Origin of the sequence: Microcoleus sp. bin38.metabat.b11b12b14.051, from assembly GCF_013299165.1 — a bacterium.
Lineage (GTDB): Bacteria > Cyanobacteriota > Cyanobacteriia > Cyanobacteriales > Microcoleaceae > Microcoleus.
Genome location: NZ_JAAFKD010000009.1, coordinates 168639 through 192256 on the forward strand (window position 1 = coordinate 168639; position 23618 = coordinate 192256).

Annotated in this window: 14 protein-coding genes and 2 CRISPR repeat arrays; of the genes, 7 read left to right on the forward strand and 7 right to left on the reverse strand. The window is 44.5% G+C overall.

Annotated elements, in window-relative coordinates; translation table 11 throughout:
- Positions 1 to 253: 253 nt before the first annotated feature.
- The 5 genes from QZW47_RS12480 to QZW47_RS12500 form a co-directional block, all read right to left on the reverse strand.
- Positions 254 to 742: a hypothetical protein gene (locus QZW47_RS12480; protein ID WP_293127615.1), complete on the reverse strand. Its 489-nt coding sequence runs from the start codon at positions 740 to 742 to the stop codon at positions 254 to 256.
- 218 nt (positions 743 to 960) lie between these two features.
- A complete protein-coding gene (locus tag QZW47_RS12485) occupies positions 961 to 2748 on the reverse strand; it encodes a PAS domain-containing sensor histidine kinase (RefSeq protein WP_293127617.1) in 1788 nt (595 codons plus the stop codon).
- 286 nt (positions 2749 to 3034) lie between these two features.
- Positions 3035 to 6133 (reverse strand): MASE1 domain-containing protein, encoded by a 3099-nt coding sequence (locus QZW47_RS12490; RefSeq protein WP_293127619.1) that lies wholly within the window; start codon positions 6131 to 6133, stop codon positions 3035 to 3037.
- Positions 6130 to 6348 (reverse strand): hypothetical protein, encoded by a 219-nt coding sequence (locus QZW47_RS12495; RefSeq protein WP_293127621.1) that lies wholly within the window; start codon positions 6346 to 6348, stop codon positions 6130 to 6132. The genes QZW47_RS12490 and QZW47_RS12495 overlap by 4 nt, the downstream gene beginning before the upstream one ends.
- Positions 6349 to 6368: 20 nt before the next feature.
- Positions 6369 to 8000: a serine/threonine-protein kinase gene (locus tag QZW47_RS12500; protein WP_293127623.1), complete on the reverse strand. Its 1632-nt coding sequence runs from the start codon at positions 7998 to 8000 to the stop codon at positions 6369 to 6371.
- A 538-nt stretch (positions 8001 to 8538) separates the two neighbouring features.
- On the opposite strand from QZW47_RS12500, the gene pheT reads away from it, so the two are divergent.
- The 7 genes from pheT (at position 8539) to QZW47_RS12535 (ending at position 19827) form a co-directional block, all read left to right on the forward strand.
- Positions 8539 to 10983, forward strand: coding sequence for a phenylalanine--tRNA ligase subunit beta (pheT, locus tag QZW47_RS12505; RefSeq protein ID WP_293127625.1), 2445 nt, complete (start codon positions 8539 to 8541; stop codon positions 10981 to 10983).
- 662 nt (positions 10984 to 11645) lie between these two features.
- Entirely contained in the window at positions 11646 to 11915 is a 270-nt protein-coding gene (locus QZW47_RS12510; protein WP_293127627.1) for a YciI family protein, read from the forward strand.
- 13 nt (positions 11916 to 11928) lie between these two features.
- On the forward strand, positions 11929 to 14964 hold the full coding sequence (locus QZW47_RS12515) for a hypothetical protein (protein ID WP_293127629.1): 3036 nt from the start codon (positions 11929 to 11931) through the stop codon (positions 14962 to 14964).
- Entirely contained in the window at positions 14954 to 18625 is a 3672-nt protein-coding gene (locus QZW47_RS12520; RefSeq protein ID WP_293127631.1) for a helicase-related protein, read from the forward strand. The genes QZW47_RS12515 and QZW47_RS12520 overlap by 11 nt, the downstream gene beginning before the upstream one ends.
- 114 nt (positions 18626 to 18739) lie before the next feature.
- Entirely contained in the window at positions 18740 to 18961 is a 222-nt protein-coding gene (locus QZW47_RS12525; protein WP_293127633.1) for a hypothetical protein, read from the forward strand.
- On the forward strand, positions 18961 to 19290 hold the full coding sequence (locus QZW47_RS12530) for a type II toxin-antitoxin system PemK/MazF family toxin (protein WP_293127635.1): 330 nt from the start codon (positions 18961 to 18963) through the stop codon (positions 19288 to 19290). Before QZW47_RS12525 ends, QZW47_RS12530 begins: the two co-directional genes overlap by 1 nt.
- 78 nt (positions 19291 to 19368) lie before the next feature.
- Positions 19369 to 19827, forward strand: a complete 459-nt coding sequence (locus QZW47_RS12535) for a peroxiredoxin (protein ID WP_293127637.1) — start codon at positions 19369 to 19371, stop codon at positions 19825 to 19827.
- 706 nt (positions 19828 to 20533) lie between these two features.
- Positions 20534 to 20869: a CRISPR direct-repeat array (repeat unit 28 nt; unit sequence GTTTCCATTCAATTAGTTTCCCCAGCGA).
- 1096 nt (positions 20870 to 21965) lie between these two features.
- Positions 21966 to 22741: a CRISPR direct-repeat array (repeat unit 36 nt; unit sequence GTTTCCATTCAATTAGTTTCCCCAGCGAGTGGGGAC).
- A gap of 184 nt (positions 22742 to 22925) precedes the next feature.
- Here the strand turns inward: QZW47_RS12535 and cas2 are convergent.
- Positions 22926 to 23255 carry a CRISPR-associated endonuclease Cas2 gene (gene cas2 / locus QZW47_RS12540; RefSeq protein ID WP_293127639.1) on the reverse strand — a complete coding sequence of 110 codons (330 nt, stop codon included), beginning with the start codon at positions 23253 to 23255 and terminating at the stop codon, positions 22926 to 22928.
- Positions 23256 to 23396: 141 nt separating this feature from the next.
- The gene (gene csx18, locus QZW47_RS12545) at positions 23397 to 23588 is read right to left on the reverse strand and encodes a CRISPR-associated protein Csx18 (RefSeq protein ID WP_293127641.1); all 192 of its coding nucleotides are present in this window, start codon (positions 23586 to 23588) and stop codon (positions 23397 to 23399) included.
- Between the last annotated feature and the right edge of the window lie 30 nt (positions 23589 to 23618).

Sequence of the window (23618 nt, forward strand, 5' to 3'; positions counted from 1 at the left end):
GCAGTTGACAGTTGACCTGGGACAGTTGACAGTTGACTCCGAAAGCAGTTGACCTGGGACAGTTGACAGTTGACTCCGAAAGCAGTTGACCTGGGACAGTTGACAGTTGGTAATTGTTATTTATTATTTTTGAATATCTCCCCATAATCAGTAACTAATGACTACTGACCAATGACAAATGACCACCCTTCGGCTTCGCGAGCGGGCGAGATGACCAATGACCACCCTTCGGCTTCGCGAGCGGGCGAGATGACTAATGACTAATAAATCTAATTGTTGTCATCCGATTGTATAAATCTGGGGCAGTGCGAATGATTTTTCTCAGAAGTTCATCTGTTACCCAAAAGACGACGGGAAAGGAAAATTTTTTGCTGAATTCGGTGCATACTAGGTTGGTGGAAATCAGCAATCGATCGATCGACTCCACTGACTCCAAACCGATGATCATTAAAGCTGGAGGCTTTTCGCTGCCTACTTCTGCTGCGATGGTGGTGTAGAGAGTTGTCGCTGATTTGGGCAAAATTAGTTGCAGCGGTTTCTGGGCGGAATTTGCTTGCAGGCGATCGACTATTTGCTGTCGCAAAGCCAGCGAGTTGCAGTGCACTAAAACGAAAGAAAAGTAACCTTGCGAAAGACGCAGCGCCCGAATTAAAGTAGAGAACGACCGCTCGTTATATTTGGCTGATTCGTACTGAGCTGCATCGTCTTTACCTGTATTTTCTGAGCTGTTCTCGACAAACATAAATTGCACGTCTCTTATCTAGTTTTAGGCATTTTCTAGATTAAGTGCTGTTTCTAAAGAAAATCTGAAGGTAGGAAAAAAATCTAGAAAACATTCGGCTGATTTTAGCACTGTTTTGAATTAATATCAATACTTCTATAAACTAATTTTGCTTCACCCGGTCTGGCGCCACCTGTGGCGAAAAAACCAGATAAAATGTAGTTTAAAATACAAAAAACTCACCGTAAATTTTCAGCCAAGGGCAAAGTAAACCAAAAAATTGCCCCAGCACCCGGAGTGCTAATTACCCCAATTTCCCCGCCGTGAGCTTCAATAATTTGTCGGCAAAGGTATAAGCCCAAACCCAAACCAACCGAGTGTCGGGATTGATAACCCCTAACATAAAGGTCAAACAGATGTTCGCACTGTTCCGGCCATATTCCCACTCCGTCATCTTCAACTGTGCAGCAAATCATGCTACTTGGGGAATTGGTAATTGGGGATTGGTAATTGGTAATTGGGAATTTGTCGATATCCTGTTTCGCTTCGCTTTGAGTTATAACTAATGTTTCCGCATTTATGACTTGAGCCGAAACCGTTAAATTCAGTCCGGGAAGATTGTGTTTTAAAGCATTAGCAATTAAATTAGAAAAAACGCGCCATAACTGAGTAGTGTCAGCATTCACGGCGGGCAAATCATCGGGTACCAAATTTTTAAAAGTAGCTTGAGCCTCATTCATTGAAGGCTCCAAATCTGCCGCCGCTGCTTTAACTAGCGCGCTCAAATCTACCCGATCGCAGTGGAGAACCAAACCGCGCAATTCCCCAGCGTGAACTTCCAACAGGGAATTAATCAACCGCAACTGCTGCTCGCTACCTTGAATCATCCGCTCCAAAACCGAACGGGGAATCGCGATCGAATCACCAGTTTTCGTCTGCCAATTCCTGAGCACCATTAACATTCCCGCTACGGGGTTCCGCAAATCGTGAGAAAGAGCGTGAATAAACAGGCGCAGCGATTCTTGAGCCTGTTTCCGCTGCGTGATATCCTCAATTAAACCTTCATAGTAAAGCACGGAGCCGCTGCCGTCGCGAACCGCCCGCGCTTTCTCGGAAATCCAGACAATACTGCCGTCTGAGCGATAAATTTGGGACTCAAAATCCGAGACTGTGTTACTTTCCTCGATCGATCGCAAAAACTCTTTTCTGCGCGCTGGATCGACATACAACTGCCGCTCAATGTCAGTAAACTTAGCCGTCACTTCTTCCGCGGAATCGCAGCCGTAAATCCGCGCTAAAGCTGGATTGGCAGTAATATAGCGGCCGTCGGGAGTGCTTTGAAAAATTCCCTCGCCAGCATTCTCAAAAATGCTGCGGTACTTCGCCTCCGCCGCCTCCAATTTTTGATAAGCAAATTCCAATTCGCATCTGGTGCTAAACTCTGTTCGTTGCAGGCATTCGTACCAATAAACCGACAAGTCGCAAATCAAACAAAACCAAAATAAATACAAGTAAAACCCGCTTAATCTAAAAGCAGTATACTTAGCCAAACTGAGATTTAAAATTAAATTTATGCCGACATGGCAGAACAAAACGCCGAGTTGAGAAATCAGGTGCAGCCGCCAGCGGACGGGCATCAGTGTAGCTTGGGTGAGAAACGTTAAACTCCAAGTTAAAATTGGTAATTCTCCGACTCTTGCGAAGGCTAAACCAATCTGTACCACGACAGTAAGCGACCACGAAAAACCCAAAAATAGTAAACCTGGATAGCGCTTACCAATCGGGGTTTTTTGCAACATCAAACAAGTCAGCAAACCCAATTGTACAGCAGCGCTAGTGTACAAATAAACAATTTTAAATTCCCGAGGCGCGAATATTGCTTCGCCGAGAAGATAGATAATGATTGTCAAGGCAAAAAAGATGGCGATTCGCACAGCAGGGCGCAGCCGATCGCGCAGGAAGCGATCGCGCCATACTTCATAAACCGTTAAGGCCTCAACTGATTTTTTATTGCCAGAATAAACCATACCATTTTAGATTTTAGATTTTGGATTTTGGATTGAAGAATTGTTGATTGAAGAATTGCAGATTTTAAAACTGATTTTTGATGGATTAAAAAGTTAAGAATAGAACCTTGAAGACTTGAGCATGAAAAAATTTAAAAAATGGGTTAATAGCGATTATCTAATTTGAATCGACCCAGAAACGGATACAATAGCCTGACTGTTGTCGTGGAAAAAAGAACATTTTAGATCCTAGTTAAACGTCGCAGATTAATCTGTGAAATCAAGTAAAAATCTCAAATCTCAAATCTCAAATCTCAAATCGACTGACAGCAGGTAGCGAAAACCAGAAAGTCGAGCCGCTTCCGGGGGTGCTTTCGACGCCGATGAAGCCGCCGTGAGCTTTGATAATTTGCTTGGAGAGGTACAATCCCAAACCCAGCCCTGTTAATTGTCGGCTATTGGGGTCTTGAACGTAAAGTTCAAATAAAGATTCCTGTTGTTTGACGCTGATTCCCACTCCATTGTCTGTTACACTACAGCGAACCATTTTTACGGTAACTTGGGGTAAATTGCTGCTGTTATTGCCAATTTGACCCTGATAGCGGGGCAGTTGACAACTGCCGTCAAGGTGAAAATTGAGCTGGGTTTCCTGATTTTTGTCGGTGGTGTCGAGCGTCAAGGTACGATCGCCCGCAGCACAGGGCTGGTTGGGGAGACACCGGGCGACTAAATTATTGGGGGATGTCAAAAACTGTGCGTTTTCGGCAAAATTTAGTGTTTTTTTAACTTCAATTACCTCGGCTTTAAATGTTATATTGACTCCCGGATGATTGTGTTTGATAGCATTGGTTAGGAGATTTTCTAGCACCCGCTGCAAGTGTTTGCTGTCGGCATTGATTAGCGGCAAATTTGCCGGAATTTCTTGAGTTAAAGTTGCTTGATTTTTGGATAGCATCGGTTCTAAATCCGCAACAATTGCTGAAGTCAAAGACTCGAAATGTAGCGGTTCTGTCTTAACAACAATTCCTTTGACCTCGCTGGCGTGAGCGTCGAGCAGGGAATTAACCATAGTCAATTGGTGTTCGCTAGCCTGAACGATGCGCTGCAAAATCGATCGCGAAACTGGAACATCCTGTATAGCTTCCGAGGGCGATTTGTTGAGCAAATTTTTGAGCAGGATTAACATTCCCATCACAGGAGTGCGGAGATTGTGAGAAACTGCGTGCAAAAATAGGTCTTTGAGGCGGTTGCTTTCTTGCAGTTCGTGCATTTTTTGCTGTAGTTGGCGGGTGCGTTCCTCTACTTGAGATTCTAAGTTGGCATTCAGGGCTTTTACCTGCTGCAAAAGTTGGGCTTGTTGGAGGGCGATCGCCACTTGGGTAGCGAGTTTTTCTAACAAGTCAATTTCAAATTCTTGCCACTGGCGTCTGTCAGAACACTGGTTGAGGGCCAAGATCCCGAACAGTTCGTCGCCGAGGACGATCGGCACATTTAAAGTCGCACGAATTTGATACTCCTGGTAGTATTTGGTAACGGCATCGCTCAGCGGCACCGCAGTAGTATCGCAAACTGTGCGGACGCGGCTGCGGGCATAAAAAGTTCTCAAGTGTGCGACGTGATTGTGGTCATCTAGCAGCAACCCCAAAATAGAACGGTATTGAGTACCCACAGATTCAGCCACAATTTTACCGTAGGCGGGCGTGGGAAGATTTGCCCCGGCTGCGTCCAGAATACCGATGAAAGCGCGGTCTGCTTTGAAAAATTGCCGGACTTCGGCGACAGTAGTATTGAGAATTTGTTCGAGATCGAGGGAGTGGCGAATCCGCAGGGCCATTTCTGAGAGGAGGCGATCGCGATCGGACGAGGCGCGCAAAGCCGCTTCCGCGCGGTGGCGTTCGGTAACGTCTTGGACTGTGGCGGCGATGACGTTAGAATTAATTGCCGACTGTTCGCAGACAATGCGTTCGGAACCGTCGGCGATCGCAATTCGGTAGTTAATGCAATAGGGTTGGCGTTCAAATATCGCTTGAGATTGCGATCGCGCCACCAATTCTCGGTCGTCTGGATGTACGGCCTGCAAAAACACTTCAGGTGTGGGTTTGACAGTTCCCGGAGTCAAGCCCAAGAGGCGATAAAGTTCGTCCGACCACCGCAATTCAATATTTGGTGCAGGGTGTTCTGCGGATGCTGTGCAGTTTTGTGTGGTGGCGACAGCGGCGCAATTTAAATCCCAATTACCCAACCCAGCGATGCGCTGGGCGTTGGCTAAACTAGCGTGAGCATCGCGCAACAGAGCGGCAGTCCGGCGCAATTCCACGAGGGCTTGCTCGCGTTCAGCGACAGCCGCAGCCAACATCAGGGCCACAATGGCGATCGTACCGGTAAAAGCTTGTAAGAATAAAACCGCCTGTTTGAGATTTTCGCTTTTGACCAGAAACGGGCCGCCTCCCTGGACTGCGCCCCAAATCGCGATACAAGAGACGATCGAATAAGCAAAAATCGCTCCCGGCGGCCGCAACCGCAGGGCTGCCCAAACTATCAGAGGAAAAGGCAGATATTCCAGGGGATACAGAGCGATCGGCGCCTGTGTTTTCGAGCAAAAAACCAACCAGCTAACGGTGACTAGCAGAGTTAGCAAAATCAGTGCTTCTAAGGAAGATAAAATTAAAATTTTCTGATTGTAGCGGTTGTTAGTTGCTTGATATGCGATCGGGTAATTGGTAATTGGTAATTGGTAATTGGTAATTGGTAATTTTAGCCTGAGCGAAGTCGAAGGCTGGTAATTGGTAATTGGTAATTGGTATTTAAACCAGTTTAAAATTGATGTAAAATTTGAAATACTACGGGATTTTACGGGTAATTTAATACTTTTAAAAGCGTCGTTTAAAGTTAGCAGGACGGGCGTGACGATCAAAATTCCCATCCCGTCTCCGAGCCATGTAGTCCACCAATTACGAGAGAAATTGCTCCACTGAGCCCAACCAAAAACGCACGTAGCCAAGTTACCGAGGGTTGAACCGAGCAAAGTAGACCCGATGACTGCGCCCGCCACCAAGCCCAGAACATCTCGCAGTCGATCGAGCTTAGTGCAAAATCCGCTCCGGTGCAGCAGGGTCTCCCCAGCCAGCGCTTGCAGGGTAACGCTAAAAGCCGATGTGACAATCACAGCCGAGGGTATACCGGCGGTTGAGTTTAACAGCACCGAACCGACGGCAATGCCCGGCCACATCCGGCGCCCTTGCAGCAGCATTGCCGCCAGCGCAATGCCGGCGGGGGGCCACACGGGCGAGGCTTCGGCTTTCACCAGTCCCAGTACGGACACTGCCAGTTTTCCGGTAACAAAGTAAGCCAGGGCTAGGATGCCGATGTGCAGAAGGGGTTGAGTGTGACTCTTAAGCAATTTCATTGGTTTGTGCGATCGAATCCTCCATGGCTACTTTTAAATTTAGGTGGATGAGGGGCGATCGAGCTTCCTCCTGACGAATCACCTGACTGGGCGAAGGGGAGAGGGGGAGAATTGCCCCATGCCCCATGCCCCATGCCCCACCCTTCGACTTCGCTCAGGGCGAGATGCCCCATGCCCCATGCCCCATGCCCCATGCCCCATGCCCCATGCCCCATGCCCCATGCCCCATGACTTCTTAAAATCCAAAACCCCGCTTACCATCAGGCTTTGTAGTCAGCCAATTCGTTTTAGCAGTTGCCAGTTGTTCCTCGCTAACTGTAGCGTCAGTCAGATTCGCGCCGCACAAATTCGCGCCCCGCAAATTTGCCTTAGTCAAATAAGCGCCAGTCAAGTCAGCACCCCGGAAATCCACGCCTTCAAAATTAGCAGTGCTGCAATAAGCTTCAGTCAAATTTGCTCCTCGCAAATTCGCCTTAATTAAGCGGGCGTGGCCGAGATTCGCCCCCGACAAATCCGCTCCTTGCAAATTTGCCTTCACCAACCTAGCCTGATAAAAATTCCCCCCCGCCAACAGGGCTTTTGGCAGTTGCAAACCCGACAATTCACAGTCAGCAAAATCGCGCTTGCCTTTAAAATATGCCGCTCGCAAGTTGTTGCTGTCCCACTTGACAACAGCTTTCGTTACCTTGGTCGCAGCTATATTACCCGAAAGTGCGGTCGTTGCGAAAGTTCTGCCGGACTCTGCCAGACTGCGGGCAACTCTGGGCTGCATCCCCGTATTTCCCGATTGGGTGAAGGAAGTTCGAGGGCGGATGCTTTGCTTGGTCGATCGCCAATCTTGACCGGTTTTGGTTTGGGGCGAGGGCCAGGAAGTAGCATCATCGTTAAATATAGTCTGCTCTTCAACTGTGCGGCCGCCGGCGTTGAATTGAGTTGCCAAGCCGTCGCAAAGGTCTGCGTCTTCAAATTCGCCATTCAGGGCTTTGATCACATCTGCTGCCGATTGAAAGCGGTGACTGACGATCGGCTTCAGCATTTTATCGAGAATCCGCGCAAAATTTGGACTCACCTGAACGTGAGGCTGCCAAACAATTTCGCCGGTGACGCCATCGAAATCTAAATCCTTGGGCGACTTACTTGTGAGCAAGTACAAGCAAGTCATGCCCAAGGCGTAGATATCGCTAGCAAATATCGGCCGCAGTGCCATTTGTTCTGGGGGAGCAAAACTAAACGTGCCCACTGAAAATTTCGTGTTAGCGCTTTGGTCGGCGGGGTCTAATAATAGTGTTTGGCTAACTTGGTCTTTTACGGCTCCGAAGTCAATCAAAACTAAGTGATTGTCTTGACTGCGGCGAATAATATTTGCAGGTTTGATGTCTCTGTGAATTACTCCTTGACTGTGGACGTATTGCACTACTGACAGAATTTCTAATAGAAAATTTTTAACGTCTGATTCGTTGAAACGCCCTGATTGCTTGACTTCTTGTTTCAAAGTCGAGCCTTTAACATACTCTTGAACTAAGTAAAATTGCTGTTCGGTTTCAAAATAGTCTAGCAGCCTCGGTACTTGCGGGTGGTCGCCGAGTTGACCGAGGGTTTTCGCCTCTCGCTTGAATAATTCCCGCGCCATTTCTAAAACTCGCGGCGACGAACTACTGGGTCGCAGTTGCTTGACCACACAACTCGGTTGACCGGGCAAAGAGATGTCTTTTGCCAGAAATGTAGCTCCAAAACCTCCTTGTCCTAAAGGTTCAATGACTCGGTAGCGAGCGCGCAGCAATAGCCGCGCGCCGCACGTCTGACACTGGAGAATAGAGTCAGGAGGATTTTGAGGATGGGGACAGCCCGGATTTACGCAGTAGCTCATGTTGATTGAGTTTGCCTATGTTTTTCTGATTTTGCTCTGGCGAGCGCTAGACTACACAAATTCCCTGAGAGCGCTTCTGCTAGAAATACCGATCTATCAGTTGCCTGTGGGACGTGCGTCCGGTTGCGAATTGGAATTGCACCTAAGTCTTTTAGGCCGATATCTTTTCCCTATTTTGATTATCTCGCTGCTGTGAGTTTTTTCGGTAGATTATCCTTGAACATAGTTTAAAGACTTGCTAAAGTTGCCCTTTTTTGTGTAAAGTCTTTCTAAACTTAGGTGCTTTTTGCGCTGTTAGATATCTCTAGCATACCTCATGTTCTGAATGAGATTGTTACTCATCTCACAGCAGCCATCTACCTTTGAGGCGATCGCTCATTTTTGCTGATCTATATCACTATAGTCTTGACAAATTTTAACTCATGTGGTATCAAAAGCATTCCCGAATAAATTCTGGGACTGCACAGTCGAAGCCGACGGGCGCAGACTACTGACCTAATAACTACCGAACGCGACAACTAAACTACTGACTCTCATTATGCGTATTTCTCTAAACTGGCTGCGGGAATTGGTGGATGTGACAATATCCCCGGAAGAATTAGCCGAAACTCTGACAATGGCCGGATTTGAAGTCGAAGAAATCGAAGACCGCCGTCAATGGGCCGACGGCGTAGTATTGGGTAAAATAGTTGCGATAGAACAACATCCCAACGCTGACAAATTGAGAGTTTGTCAAGTGGATGTCGGCAAAGCTGAAGCATTAAATATTGTTTGTGGCGCACCCAACGCGAGGGCAGATATTTACGTAGCTGTCGCCGTTGTCGGCACTTTTTTATCGACGATTGATTTAAAGATTAAACCAGCTAAATTGCGCGGGGTTCCTTCGGAAGGAATGATTTGCTCTCTCGCCGAATTGGGCTTGTTGAAGGAATCAGCAGGAATTCACATTTTCGAGCTAGAAAATCCTGAATTGGGCAGCGATATTCGCCCGCTTTTGGGTTTGGATGATGTGATTTTAGACTTGACGGCAACTGCTAACCGTGCAGATGCTTTAAGCATGGTGGGCGTAGCGCGGGAAGTGGCGGCGCTAACTGGCGCAAGTTTGAGAATTCCTGAAGTTAATAATGTGGCGATTGATGGGAAAGCAAGTCCTAATTTAGCGGTAGAAATATCGGAACTGCAAGGATGTCCGATTTACATTGGCACGGAAATTTCAGGAGTGAAAATTGCTCCGTCTCCAGCTTGGTTGCAGCAGCGATTGCAGGCGGCGGGAGTGCGGCCGATTAATAATGTGGTTGATATCACTAATTACATTTTACTCGAATGGGGACAACCGCTGCACGCTTTCGATCGCGATCGCCTACAATCTTTCACCGGCACTTCCGACATCAACATCGGCGTGCGCTTTGCCAAACCAGGGGAATCGTTCAAAACCTTGGACGGACAAAACCGCAATTTGCAAGCACAAAATCTGTTAATTACTGCTAGCGACAAACCCGTAGCCCTAGCTGGAGTCATGGGTGGCGAAGATACGGAAGTACACGAAGGAACCGAAAATTTAGTCTTGGAAGCGGCGATTTTTGACCAAGCAACGATTCGCCGTTCGGCGCGCGCTCAAGGGCTGCGGAGTGAGGCATCGATCCGCTACGAACGGGGGGTGAATCAGGCGGCTTTGACGACGGCGTGCGATCGCGCTATTAGCCTAATTTTGGAGTTGGCTGGTGGCGCTGCGACGGTGCAGAAAACGGCGAGTTCGGGGGAAAATTTGAGTTGGTCGCGATCGCTCGAATTGCGTCTCGATCGAGTAAACTCAGTGTTAGGACAGTTGAAAAGAGGAGCAACCGGCGGTTCGGCATATCTGGAACCCGAGGAAGTAAAAAATATCCTCACAGCTTTGGGATGCGAAGTTGCTGCGACGGAAAAAGAACGGGTTTTGGCGATAACTGTTCCTGCTTATCGTTACCGAGATTTAGAAAGAGAAATCGATTTAATCGAAGAAGTCGCGAGACTCCACGGATACGACAATTTCTGCGATACTTTACCCAGCGAAACCGAACCGGGTTACTTATCTCCAGAATACGCGCAAATACGGAATGTGCGATCGGCTTTTCGGGCGGCCGGTTTGACAGAGTTGATGCACTATTCCTTAGTAAAAACTGAGGGAGACAATCAAGTTGTGCTAGCGAATCCGTTGTTTGTCGAGTATTCGGCTTTGCGGACGGAAATGCTGTCAGGTTTGATTGATGCTTTCCAATACAATTTGGAACAAGGAAGCGGCGCACTTAATGGTTTTGAGGTCGGACGCATTTTTTGGAAAGAAGGCGATGCGAAGAAAGAAGCAGATGCCGTAGCGGGGATTATTGGTGGCGACCCGACAGTGTGGAAATGGCAGCAAGGTGGGCGCGATCGACCTTTGACTTGGTTTGAAGCAAAAGGTGTCCTAGAAAGTGTGTTTCAGCAGTTGGGCTTGGCTGTGGAATATGCGGGGGATTCCTCTAATGGGCGCTTGCATCCAGGGCGCACAGCAGCCTTATCGTTAAACGGGAAACAGTTGGGAGTTTTCGGACAGTTACACCCGCAATTGCAGCAGGAAAAGGGTTTGCCGGAACAGGTTTATGTGTTTCAATTAGATTTAGCCGTGTTGTTGGATGAATTAGGTCGATCGAGTAATGCAACTCGTAAATTCGCCGGTTATTCGAGTTTCCCAGCTTCCGACAGAGACATCGCCTTTTTCGCACCGATTGAAGTTCCGGTGGTTGAGATGCAGAGTGCGATGAAACGGGCGGCTGGTAGCTTGCTAGATTCCGTGGAACTCTTCGACGAGTATCGCGGCGACAACGTACCCGCGGGCCAACGTAGTTTAGCATTTCGGTTGAATTATCGATCGGGCGATCGAACATTAAGCGAAACCGATGTCGAACCAGCCCAACAAAAAGTCCGCGACATCCTAGTCGAAAAATTCGGAGTCAGCCTCAGAAGCTAACCGTTCGTAGTGCGGACTTAAGTCCGCATTCAAGAAGGACTAAAGTCCTCACTACGAACCTAAATCAAGGTTTGTAGTGCGGACTTAAGTCCGCATTCAAGAAGGACTAAAGTCCTCACTACGAACCTAAATTCAAGGTTTGTAGTGCGGACTTAAGTCCGCATTCAAGAAGGACTAAAGTCCTCACTACGAACCTAAATCAAGGTTTGTAGTGCGGACTTAAGTCCGCATTCAAGAAGGACTAAAGTCCTCACTACGAACCTAAATTCAAGGTTTGTAGTGCGGACTTAAGTCCGCATTCAAGAAGGACTAAAGTCCTCACTACGAACCTAAATCAAGGTTTGTAGTGCGGACTTAAGTCCGCATTCAAGAAGGACTAAAGTCCTCACTACGAACCTAAATTCAAGGTTCGTAGTGCGGACTTAAGTCCGCATTCAAGAAGGACTAAAGTCCTCACTACGAACCTAAATTCAAGGTTCGTAGTGCGGACTTCAGTCCGCAAAACTCCGAAATAACATTAATAAATTATCTCTTCTTCCCCTCTTCCTCCGCGCCCTCTGCGCCCTCTGCGGTTAATCAATCTTATCCTAAAAAAAATCATCAAATCATGCTACACTTATTGTACAATAAACCTCAAACAAATTAATCCAAGGCTCAAAACCGTGACCAAATATGTAATGTGGGGAAATTACTGCCAAGACGTTCTCGAAAAACGCGCACCATTTCGAGACGCACACCTGGCCGGACTTGCCAAACAAAAAGAATCAGGAGTATTAATTACCATCGGCCCAACCAAAGACTTAACCAAAGTTTTTGCAATCTACGAAGCCGCAGACGAAACCCAAGTGCGAGAATTAGTTGAAACCGATCCCTATTGGGTAAATCAGATTTGGACAGAATACGACATTAAAGAATGGATTCAAGCATTTTAAGGGAGTTAACAGGGTGAACATCTTAAGATTGGACGACAGCGATTTAGTTCCAGTAGACTATGGCGATTTGCTGGACAAGATTTTAGAAACTTTGCAGACTCAAAACCCGTTTAGCGTATCCGGTGACAACCGTCGCTTGTTAATTGATATTGACACCATTGCTGCGGATGTTGCGAAAAAGCAAGTGCGGCCACCCTTGGGATCTTTAGAACGTCAAGCAGATGCTGCTACCGTTAACTTTCCCCCGGAAGTTGAAGAGAATTTCGGCAGTCAAGTCAGGCAGATTAGAGAGTGTTTGCGACAACAATTAGAATCTAAACTGCCACAAAATACTTCGATTGAAAGGTTTGTCGCTAATTTGATTAGTCCCTTAAACTCACCATCTTTTCGGGGAAACGGACAACAGTTAGGATTCAAATACGATTTTAGCACTCGCCACCCTTCTTTACAAAAAGAAAAGCTAACTTTACAAAGCCTGGGTTCTGGTAGCCATGCAGCTTTAAAACTGCATAAATTGACGATTACTGTCCGCAATACTGATATTTTTGAGCAAGAACTAAAGCATGGCATAGAAAACTATATTAATGAAAATGCCGAGACTAACGACGATAAACAAGAACTCAACCATCGTCTTGATGAGATGGTTAAAAATCCCGACTCTGATTTTCACAAATTGATTCGACTCGTAGACAAAGAAACTCTAGGAAAAATCAACAAAGAAGCTAAAATCACTTATTTAGAGTATCTGCTAGAACACATTCGCGCTAGCAGCACAGACACTGTAGGCATCATTTATTTACAAGACTTGATTCGCCGCCTCAGATTAATCGAAGATTACATCAACGATCCCAATAAATCTGAGGGTGACTACGAAGTTAATTATGCTGGGATTAGAGTTAATTATAGAGAAATCTTTGCCAGGGCCGAAGTGCTAGATGCACTACCAATTATTCCCATTGTCGAAGGTTACTTGGGAGAAAGTACAGACACTTCTTGTAATGAGCGCAAGTTTATCTTTGGCCTCAAAATCAAATTTAACAACTCGGTTCAAGCGCGCGGTGGAAAAGAAGTATTTGAATATTATCTAAATCTGCTAAATCCAGATAGTGAAGAACATCAAGCAGAATTTGCGGAGGATTCTAATTCCGAAACATTCGTCCGCAAGTTGTTCAAAATAGTATTATTATATCACTTTGCGTTTGCATCTACCCACACTCCAGGAACTGAAGATTATAATCCTGAATTAGAACTCGAATTTAATCCGGTTCCCAGTTTTGAGCAATTAATCAAAAATGTATTGAGTCGTGACAATGACGAAATCAAAAAACGACTTTTCCGAAACTTTCTGACTAGATTTAATGAAATCAATGTTAAACACAAAATTACGCATCTGAGAAGAATGGTTAGAGGCTTTCTGGAAAGGCAGACAATTTTGCCAAAGCGCACAGAAACGCGACACGTTAACCTCAAACTAGGTTTGGTAGAAGATATTGACAATATTTTGGATAATGGTAAATTTTTCAATGAGATTATGCAGCGAAATTACAAGCAAACGCTTCATTATATTACCGTCAAAGAACCTAGTGTCGATGAAAAATCTATTTGTCAGCTACCAGTCAATATCACCATCGAAGATGTCCGCTATTTCCCGACTGATGAACGCCAAAATTTTAGCATGGAGTACAATATCAAAGACGTTGATATTTTGCCTATAGCTTCGATTCCCGAAAGTCGGATGAGTGTATATAACGATTTTTTGAAGCAGTATAAGTTGCTGTTGTTCCGGTACAACAACCGACGACTAGACAGCGGTGATAAAGGTTTACAACCTGCGGCGACTTTTGTATATAAATTTACGATGGTGCTGCTGTCTTATATCTGTCTGAGAATATTGCTCGAAAATACTGCGGATAACTTGTTTATTCCGATGGTGAGACTTCACGAAGGTGACGAAAAACACCCTTCGCCGTCAGAAAAGTTTATGGCTAACCTTTCCAAAACATTGTCTCATGTTTTGAGTGAAAAACAACGCTCAACTTCCCAAGGGTTTCGGATCAAAAAAACGCCAAAAAGTTACACGATTCGTAACGGTTTGAGTTCCATGTATTCCATTCTTCCTAAAAAGTTTCGCTTCGACGACAATGTACAGCTATCTCCCGAATTAGACAAGTTAGCAATTATTGTCGTTTCCAGCCGAGATAGTGATGCGAAAATAAGCAATCAAAACCGCTTCCAAAGACAAGCCAGTTTAATCGGAGAAGTTGTCGGAATCACTCGCCTAGACGACAGCACAATTCAAGTCGAAATGCTGAAAACTTTTTCGGAAAATTACAATGTCAGCCGTCTTTATTCTGAGCCATTAATCCTTGAAGATGTAATGAGTCAGCTTTATCAGCAAGGATATCGGAATTTTGCGTATATCTCCCAAGCGCCTTACATGAGTAGGCTGCATATTACCAAGACAGATGAAGATGAGGAGCTATCTTTCATGTCCAAAAAACTGCTCCGAACTTTGAAAGGAGAGCGGCGAGATATCAAAATCTATCCGATATTCTTTGATAAATACTATGTACGCAGTTTCCTCGGTGATCAGGGAAAATCCTTTTATATTCAGGATGCAATGGAGCTGGAAAGCTTGTTTGCAGATACCAGTCAGCAAGCTGTGATGTTTTTCAACTTATTTAACGGCATAAAAGTCAAGGAGGAAAAGAATTTTTATAACGGCGTGATTTCCTACTCAACGCTATTGCATATATACGAAGGCATTCTGGATGACCAAGATATTCACCAAGGCTTAATTTATGATGGTGCAATTAAAGATACTATACTGCACTATTTAACAATATTTCACTTTTCTCGCTATGAATCTGCTTACAAGATTAGTTTGAAACTTGACCCCTACGAGCGGATTATTGGCGATGAATCAGTTGGTGCTTTATCTGTGTTTAGTCATTGTGGTGGTAGGGCGGATTTTAATTCCCTGGCATTTTTGAACAAGGTAAGAGAAGTATTGAATGTCGGTGATGGAGGTACAAATCATGATTGGTGAAGATTTTGGACGGCTGTTTGAGGTGGGATTCAATGTTGGCATTCTGGCGTATATTCAGCGCGAAAATATATCCCACAGTTTCGGTGATTCCTATCGTCTAGATTTGCAGCAACTCCAATTACCAAAGATGATGGCGGAAATTACCAGGGAAGCTAATTTGCTGGGTAGTTTGGATGCTAAAATTGTGGAAAAATGGAGCCTATTTTTTATTCAAAAAGGCTTTCTCGGTGGGTTAAATTTTTTCCGGGAGTACATCAAATCTACTGGGTGGACTTTAAACACATCGCAAATCTTGTACTTTCAGTGTAGTCTTAATTGCGCTAACAGTATTAGAACTCAGAATGACGATAAGACAGAAGTTTTTAAAGCCTTTAAGAAGCTATTATCTCAGTTTAAAATGGTGAAACCGAATTTATCAGACGATGAGATTAACTCCTACATCCGTCGCTACAAGGAAAAAGGTGAGTTTTTGCAGGCTGATACGCTGATTTTGTTACAGAATGGTAGAGATTTTAGGATTCTGTGCGTTGATTTGTCGGTGTTTACTCCCCCGTTGGCTGCGGGAAAAGTCGAGAATCTCAACGAAATAGAGGTGATGCGGAAGTCTTTGCTCAGAGAAATTAGCTATTTGCGATCGAAAAGTGTTTTTTCTAATTTGCGAATTGATACTAGCACATTAGGTGTTGATTTTTCGGAGGAGTTAAAACGCTATTTTACGGCTTTTAAGTATAAGGATAAGGAAAGCGCTAAGTTGATTCAGGCTGGTAGCTACGCTCACAGCTTCTACGGTTTTCTGCAAACAACTAAGATGATTGGTGATGATGCTGAGGTTTTGTTGAATGTTGTCGGTTATAGCGATCGCACAATCAACGCAATTTCCCTCCGCAGTGATAAGATTGATATCTTGGCGAATTGTGCCAAAATCTACCATCAGGAAGCGAAAGGTAAAGAGATTAACGCTGCTCGCGGCGAAGTTTTAGATGCGATTCAACTCAACGCGGCTCGCAGTTTTCAGAATGGCCAACAGTTTGTCAAGGATTTGTTAACTATTGGCAAAAGTTCTACGCCTGTGTGTCATCCAGAGCGGATTGATAACTTTGTCAATTCCATTGATATTATATCAGATAAACTGGCAGATGATTTACAAATTTCTCGCGGACTACATCTGAGAGATGCTCACGCCGAATTGATTGTGAAAGCACTGCAATCTCACGAAACTTACCTGTTTTTGACTGGAAATCCGGGAATTGGGAAAACAACTGCGATCGCAAATTTCCTCAAAAGCCATATTGACGATGGCTTTTTGTTCCTTTACGTCAGCCCCCGCAAGCAAGTAAACTTAGATATTATCGAGAAATTTCGAGATAAAAACACTGGTTTGTTGTGCGACAATAGATTATTTTGCGTTAACTCAAGTTCCGATATTATAGACGGAAATTATGGAAAATGTACAGTAAATTATGTTGCAAATAATCATCACGAAAATTTTCAACAAAAAAATGTCCAATTCATCAACGACGGTGCGGAAACACAGCGAAATAAATCTCAAAAGCCGCAACTTGAAAGGAAATCAGAAACAGTAATTAAGCCTAAAACTGGTAAAAAAGATGGAGTTTTAAGTAGTGTCTGCGATGCAATATATACTCGCATCAATTGCAAGACATCGAACAATATCGTGGCTACCGTTTCTATTCAGTCTTTGAAGGTGACAGAAACAGGAAAAAATACCCTCCAGCATTTAGATAAAATATTTCAAGATGCTTACAATAAGCGGGACAAAGGTGTCATCCCAGCTAGAATGCAGGAAATCTCCAGCCGCATCAAACACATTTTCATTATGATTGATGAAATTACGGGAGACGACGGCGGCGTTGACTTCTTACATGGAATTGGTAGGCTGCTTAACAAATATGAGTTGCACCACCCAAAACACGGTTTTAATACTAAAATTATTGTAGCCGATGCTTCGATTGTTGACCCGGATGTGATTACACAACACCTCGATGATACCTCGCCGGAACCGGATAAAATCTATTTCAAAAAGCTACCCAAAAAATCCGAGGAAATCCCACCACTACAGGTTACTCCTTTTGAATTCAAACGATTAGCTGCCAAAGTTATCAATACAAATTCTTATCCCGCTAGCAGTTTAGAGATAACTTATAAGGTATTTGTAGAAGCTGTAAAATTTACTGAAGATACTGCTTTAAATCCCAAGAATGATTTAGTTAAATCCGTACAGTCTCAAATGATTGAGGATATCAATCAGCGGTTAGGAATACCGGGAGTTGAACAAATTATCGTCTACATTCAGGATAAGCGAAGATTGGGAGAGTTGATTGAGAGAATCCAAAATGAGCGAGAATTTAAGCGCTATATCGATTACCTGGAAGTCCACGCGAATATCTCGGAAGAGGAAAAAGAACAGATACAAAAGTGCAAAAACAAAGTTAAGGTAATCTTCATGACTGCATCGGGAAGCCGCGGCTTGTCTTTCCCGAAAACGAAGCATATTTTAGTAGATATTCCCCGCTTTCAGATTGAGAAAAATCTGATGGAGGTGATTCAAGTTATTTATCGGGGGCGCGGGGAAGATGAAGATGGTAATACGCTAGATGGTGAAGCTAAGGAGTTGGTTTTTTACTTGTCTGATACCGCAGTTTACTATGCTGATGATGTGGAACTTTCGCTACAAGAAAGCAAGTTGAGTTTGTTGAATTTGCTGCTAATTCTGAAGACGGCGGTGATGACGCGGATTGTGGGATATGGATATTTGGGTAGGGAAAAGTTTTTGATGATTCCGATTGGTGGAAAGTCGGTTTCGGCTGTGGGCGATACTTTTAGCAGCAAGATTGCGGGTTTGATTAAAATATTGAAAAGCGAACACCGCCGCCACCGAGGAAATATGGCTCTAAAGGAGGTTTATGAGGGGCTGGAGGAGCTTTTGAGCCGTGCGGAGTTTGTTTTGCCAAAATCTGATGAGTCTCGTGAAAAGGGCAATTCTTATCTGGAAATGCGGGAAGATTTTAATCGCAAGTTTTTACAGATGTGCAGTCCTCTTGATGGTTTACTGGGTTATGGTAATCTAGAGATGGGTCATGTTTGTGGCGGTTTGTTGATAGTGCCTTTGGCTGCTCAAAGCTTGGATGAAAACTATCAAATGCGCTTGAATAATGAAATTAAGAACTGTTTAGATAATCAGTTGCTGGAAAATATGTATCGGATTAGAGATAGTAAATCTTCTCCTGAGAATGTAAAATCTGCTATTAGGGGTGGTGCGATCGAGCTTTTGCAGTTTCTCAACGGCGATTTGGAGAAAACTCAGTATTTCCAGCAGCAGAGTCAGCAGTTCGATCGCTATTATGCTATACCTTTGTTTGCTTTTGTCAGCGGGGAGGAGATGCAGGAGTATTTTGCACAGACGAAGCTGGAGGAACCGGAAGACAGGCTGTTTCGGGATATTCTGTCGGCGTATGTGCGATCGACCTATCCTATAGACAGTGTAATGCCGATCGGGCATAAGTACCACGAATTCCCGTTTATCGTGTTTAGAAGCTACAGTTTAGAGCAAAGTCGGGAAAAGATGTTTACAGATAAGTACCTGTTGAGTTCTAATGAGTTGAACGTACTCAATTTGATTTTGTCTAAAAAGAGTCAATAATCTGGTGTTGTTAATGACAAAAGTCAATGTATCATAGTCTGTAATACTCGTTGATAAAAACAAGATTTCCCAAATACCTGTAAAATGGACAATAAAGGATTATAAAACTGAATCATGCCAACTACAATTCAAGAAATCTATACTCAATTCATCAGCCTTTTATCGCCATCCGATCGATTGCGATTGGCCACATTAATTCTCAATAATCTGGTACAATCTAATACAGATGTTGTTGACGAAAGCGATACCTGGACAGAACAAGATCAACTCGACTTAGCTATTTTTTCCACACAATATGCTGCAACTGCTTATCCCGATAGTCAGGAGATGGATTAGTGAGCTTTAATCCCGGTGACATTATAACAGTTGATTTCCCTGGCGTTACGGGCATTAAGCGTCGCCCTGCTGTTGTTTTGTCCTCAGCAACTTACCATGCAAATCGCCCTGATGTCATAGTTGGGTTGATTACAACTCAGACAACAATGCTAGGTATAACCGATTACGTGCTTCAAGACTGGGAAGCAGCCGGTTTACGGGCTGCATCTGTTTTTCGGAGTTTCATCGTAACATTGCCTCCTGCTGCTAACTTGGTTCGTATTGGGCAGCTATCGGAACGAGATTGGCAAGGAGTTCGTGTTTGTGTCAAGCTAGCTATTGCCGAATAGGGAGTGTCTCAGCCAACTAAGCTTGACCAGTTTGGTGTAGAGTAATATGTATTAGATATTGTTCATCAAACCCAAAATATGGCTGTCAAATTAGGAGATACTGCACCGGATTTTACCTTAACGTCGCAAACTGGCACATCAGTTAGCCTCAAGAACTTTCGAGGTAAAAAAAATGTCATCGTCTACTTTTACCCCAAAGACGATACACCGGGATGCACGGCGGAAGCTTGCGCTTTTCGTGATAGTTATGAGGTTTTCAAAGATGCTGGTGCAGAAGTAATTGGGATTAGCGATGATTCGCAGCAGTCTCACGAGAAATTTGCCTCGAAATATCAGTTACCTTTTACTTTGTTGAGCGATACGGGGAATAAAGTTCGGCAATTGTACGGGGTTCCGCCTACACTGTGGATTATGCCGGGTAGGGTGACTTATGTGATTGATAAACAAGGTGTTGTCAAGCATATTTTTGACTCAATGTTGGATTTTAAGGCTCACATTTCGGAAGCGCTGAAGACTTTGGAAGCTATCAAAAGCTAGATTGCGCGTGGGTGGCCAGAAACCGGGTTTTTTTACGAGAATTATTCGCTGGAACCCGCAGATTTGCTAAAAAACCCGGTTTCTTTGTCTGGATTGTGCAAGTTGTGATATATTTTTGATGTCGTGTTGTGCGATCGAACTATTATCGATATTAGAGAATCTCATTTGTAGGGAAACGGCACTGCCTATTAGTGTCAACTTAAGGTTCATTTCACAGTCCGGCAAGGGTTGAAACCCCTGCCTCAAAGCGCAAGTCCTCTCAAAGAGGACTGATGATTTCTTGAGTCCTCTTTGAGAGGACTTTAGCTATTAGACAGGGGTTTCAACCCCTGGCGGACTCGTGGGACGACTAACAGACATGGGCGGGCTGACAGCTTAAGTTAACACTCCTTGGGCACTGCCGTATGCGATCGGTGCTCGTGCAAATGAAATATAATTTGATTGGTAGGGAAACGGCACTGCCCTATGCGATCGGTGTTCGTGCAAATGAAATATAATTTGCATAAGGTTAATAATTATAGCAAGCGTTTTGAAAATATGTAATACCATTTTGACAAATTGTTGCTACGCTTATTCAGCGTATATAAATGATCTGTCATAATCATAAATTGCCGGATACGGCAGTGCCGTGTCCCTACAGGTAAAAACCTCTAATTTCTTTTTTGTAGGAATGTTTTTTTTAAATTGGTATAAGATTGTGTAGCGCGTTTCGATTCAATTAGTTTTTGGCAGGATGGGAAAATTAAAAGCAGTCAAGATGGAAACCTTGGCTGCTTTTTTAAGTTTCCATTCAATTAGTTTCCCCAGCGAATGGGGACATGAACAGTTCACCGAAATCTGGGGATTCCCTGTCGGTGGTGAGTTTCCATTCAATTAGTTTCCCCAGCGAGTGGGGACTCAATGATGTAACCGTACACGCTATCTGTGCTGCCAAGTTTCCATTCAATTAGTTTCCCCAGCGAGTGGGGACATGATATCTATAAGGTATTCCAACAATGGGGTACAGAACAGTTCGTTTCCATTCAATTAGTTTCCCCAGCGAGTGGGGACTTCATGGTGCCTATGGATGTCAATCCGAGGCATCAATCCCATTAATACTGTGCTATGTCACAGGAATATGCTATGAGAGTAGTTGAAAGTGTTGGTGTCAGTGTTGGTATGTGTGTGGGTGCCTATCTAGCTTATGGTATCAAGGTAGCCTTAAATATCAACCTAGATATACTAGGTGATGAGCACTTCCCCTCAGTCATTGAGAGGAATACAGCAGGGATAATCAAGTGTGAGTGGTTCCCCAACAACCATCACTGTAAGAAGAAGTGATAGTAGGCCCTACCCACCGGGCCTATTATGTTTCCATTCAATTAGTTTCCCCAGCGAGTGGGGACTCAAACCCATTCGCAACTATATTCAACCACTAGGAGGAAACCATGAAGTTTCCATTCAATTAGTTTCCCCAACGAGTGGGGAGTATTTAGCGTTAACTTCCGTGGCTGCGATCGGTTGTTTATATTCAACCAGTTTTTAAAGATTTAGATTTGCAGAATTCTGAGATTTTCAAAACAGCGGATTCTTGGCTTTTGGTAACTCCAAAATAAGCGATCGTGTCTACCAAAAATCTCTATACCAGAAACCAACAATATAATAAACCCACCTTCGCCGAACGAGTGAGAATAGTTATATTTTGCCCCGATTATGGGGCTTTTTTTGTGCTTGTTAATTCTTCGCAACTCGGATTGATTGCAGAAATTTGAGTTGTAAAAGTTTGTCTTGGGAGTTTTCCAGATGTTGAAAATTTAGAGCTTTTAGCACTACAGAAAGCTCTGATTTTTGAATTTTTGTTTGCGGTGTCGGGGGAGTCGAAGCCTCCTTCGATTCCGCATTAATAGAAGACCTCGACATACTTTGTCTTAGCTATGTATTTCTAGTAAGTGACAAGTTAACTTGCTAGACAGTGCCGTAACCCTTCGGCTGGGGGATAGGACGATGCCTTAAAGACGTTATTCTATGCGGTAGAAGCGTCCCCTAAAGGCATCCCCCCAAAATAAGACTATTAGAAATCTAGTCTTTTGTCAACAGCTATTTATGGTTTCCCTTAAACTGTCGCATTAATAGAAAACTTCCACTAATTTTGTTTTAGCGTTTCCATTCAATTAGTTTCCCCAGCGAGTGGGGACTTAAAATGTAGTAAAAAAATCGAGGAGATTCACATGACAGGTTTCCATTCAATTAGTTTCCCCAGCGAGTGGGGACGTAGTGGCACCTGCTACTGCTCCTGAAGTAGTGGCAGTTTCCATTCAATTAGTTTCCCCAGCGAGTGGGGACTAATGCTGTAATACCCGCTGCCGAACTAGCAGAAGTAAAGTTTCCATTCAATTAGTTTCCCCAGCGAGTGGGGACGGTTGATGAACACCACAGGTTTGTGTACTGCATCGGGTGCTAAGTTTCCATTCAATTAGTTTCCCCAGCGAGTGGGGACAGTGGATGAGTGGTGATGAATTTATCATCATATGTCCGTTTCCATTCAATTAGTTTCCCCAGCGAGTGGGGACCTCTGAGTATGTTAAGGCTTACTTAGATGGTTTAAGTTTCCATTCAATTAGTTTCCCCAGCGAGTGGGGACTATGATGAGGGTTTCAATGGAATGAGATATAGACGCAGTTTCCATTCAATTAGTTTCCCCAGCGAGTGGGGACACCAATATCAGTTCACTACCCCCGCAGATAAGTAGTTTCCATTCAATTAGTTTCCCCAGCGAGTGGGGACACTTGGGTATGAGCAAGTAGATGCACTGATCAAGAGAGCACTGTTTCCATTCAATTAGTTTCCCCAGCGAGTGGGGACCTGCTAAGGACTTTTTCATCCTGCTAGCTACACTCTTGTTTCCATTCAATTAGTTTCCCCAGCGAGTGGGGACCCCAACATCATACACCCAATACAGCGCAAGCTGTCCAGAGGCCATTTGCGAGGGGGTCGAAAATTGTCTTCACAAACGCCGCAAATTCCCCCAAACAAAACGCTGAAACCCTTGCCTAGCAATATATCGAGGGGGTCAACGACCGAATCGATGTTTCAGCCATTTGCCTACCCCCTCGCAGATTTCAGATAATCACAGACTTAGGCGGCCCAGTAATCTCGCGCCCCACACCCCAAACCTCCACCTGGCTCAAAGTATGACTCGATAGCGGATAAAACCTGATGCTATCCTCAGTCAAAACCACCAGTTTGCTAAGTCTCTTCTGAAGTTCCGCAAACTTCCTCGAAGTCAGCACACATTCAAAAGTCGAATACTGCACCCAAGTCCCGTAACCCTTAAGCAAATCGTGTACCTTTTGGCGGCGTTTGTCATCCGGCATATCGTAAACCACAATATAAAACAACACAATCTTATGGGTAGTCAGAAACCGGGTTTTTGCGAAAATACTCGTCACAGTACGAAACTATCGTGAAAAACCCGGTTTCTTAGATTAGCGCCCGGTGATAATTTGGGATTATTTCTCAATATTTTAGAAATCCCGATCGCCCGGAATAATTTGCGCCGATTCCGCGCCAGAATCCAAGGAATTTTCGATTCATTGAGCGCGCGAGGGTTGCAGGTAGCGAGTGATTTGGTCTGCCGCAATCGCAGCCGTGACGAGGAGGGTGTTAGTAATTACCGCAGCCAATCCGAGGGGTGCGATCAGAAGAATTATGAGGGCGACTGTACCGTTGACAAGGGCGATGGACAGGTTGCGGACGTTAGCGGCGCGCAATGTTGTGTACATACTTTTTCACCTCTTGTGTGAGAAAACGCT

Excerpts from the sequence above, each read along its gene's own strand:
- QZW47_RS12500 (WP_293127623.1), bottom strand. The coding sequence starts at position 8,000 with ATGAGCTACTGCGTAAATCCGGGCTGTCCCCATCCTCAAAATCCTCCT.
- QZW47_RS12520 (WP_293127631.1), top strand. The coding sequence starts at position 14,954 with ATGATTGGTGAAGATTTTGGACGGCTGTTTGAGGTGGGATTCAATGTT.
- csx18 (WP_293127641.1), bottom strand. The coding sequence starts at position 23,588 with ATGTACACAACATTGCGCGCCGCTAACGTCCGCAACCTGTCCATCGCC.
- pheT (WP_293127625.1), top strand. The coding sequence starts at position 8,539 with ATGCGTATTTCTCTAAACTGGCTGCGGGAATTGGTGGATGTGACAATA.
- QZW47_RS12535 (WP_293127637.1), top strand. The coding sequence starts at position 19,369 with ATGGCTGTCAAATTAGGAGATACTGCACCGGATTTTACCTTAACGTCG.
- QZW47_RS12490 (WP_293127619.1), bottom strand. The coding sequence starts at position 6,133 with ATGAAATTGCTTAAGAGTCACACTCAACCCCTTCTGCACATCGGCATC.
- QZW47_RS12485 (WP_293127617.1), bottom strand. The coding sequence starts at position 2,748 with ATGGTTTATTCTGGCAATAAAAAATCAGTTGAGGCCTTAACGGTTTAT.
- QZW47_RS12495 (WP_293127621.1), bottom strand. The coding sequence starts at position 6,348 with ATGGGGCATGGGGCATGGGGCATGGGGCATGGGGCATGGGGCATGGGG.
- QZW47_RS12480 (WP_293127615.1), bottom strand. The coding sequence starts at position 742 with ATGTTTGTCGAGAACAGCTCAGAAAATACAGGTAAAGACGATGCAGCT.
- QZW47_RS12525 (WP_293127633.1), top strand. The coding sequence starts at position 18,740 with ATGCCAACTACAATTCAAGAAATCTATACTCAATTCATCAGCCTTTTA.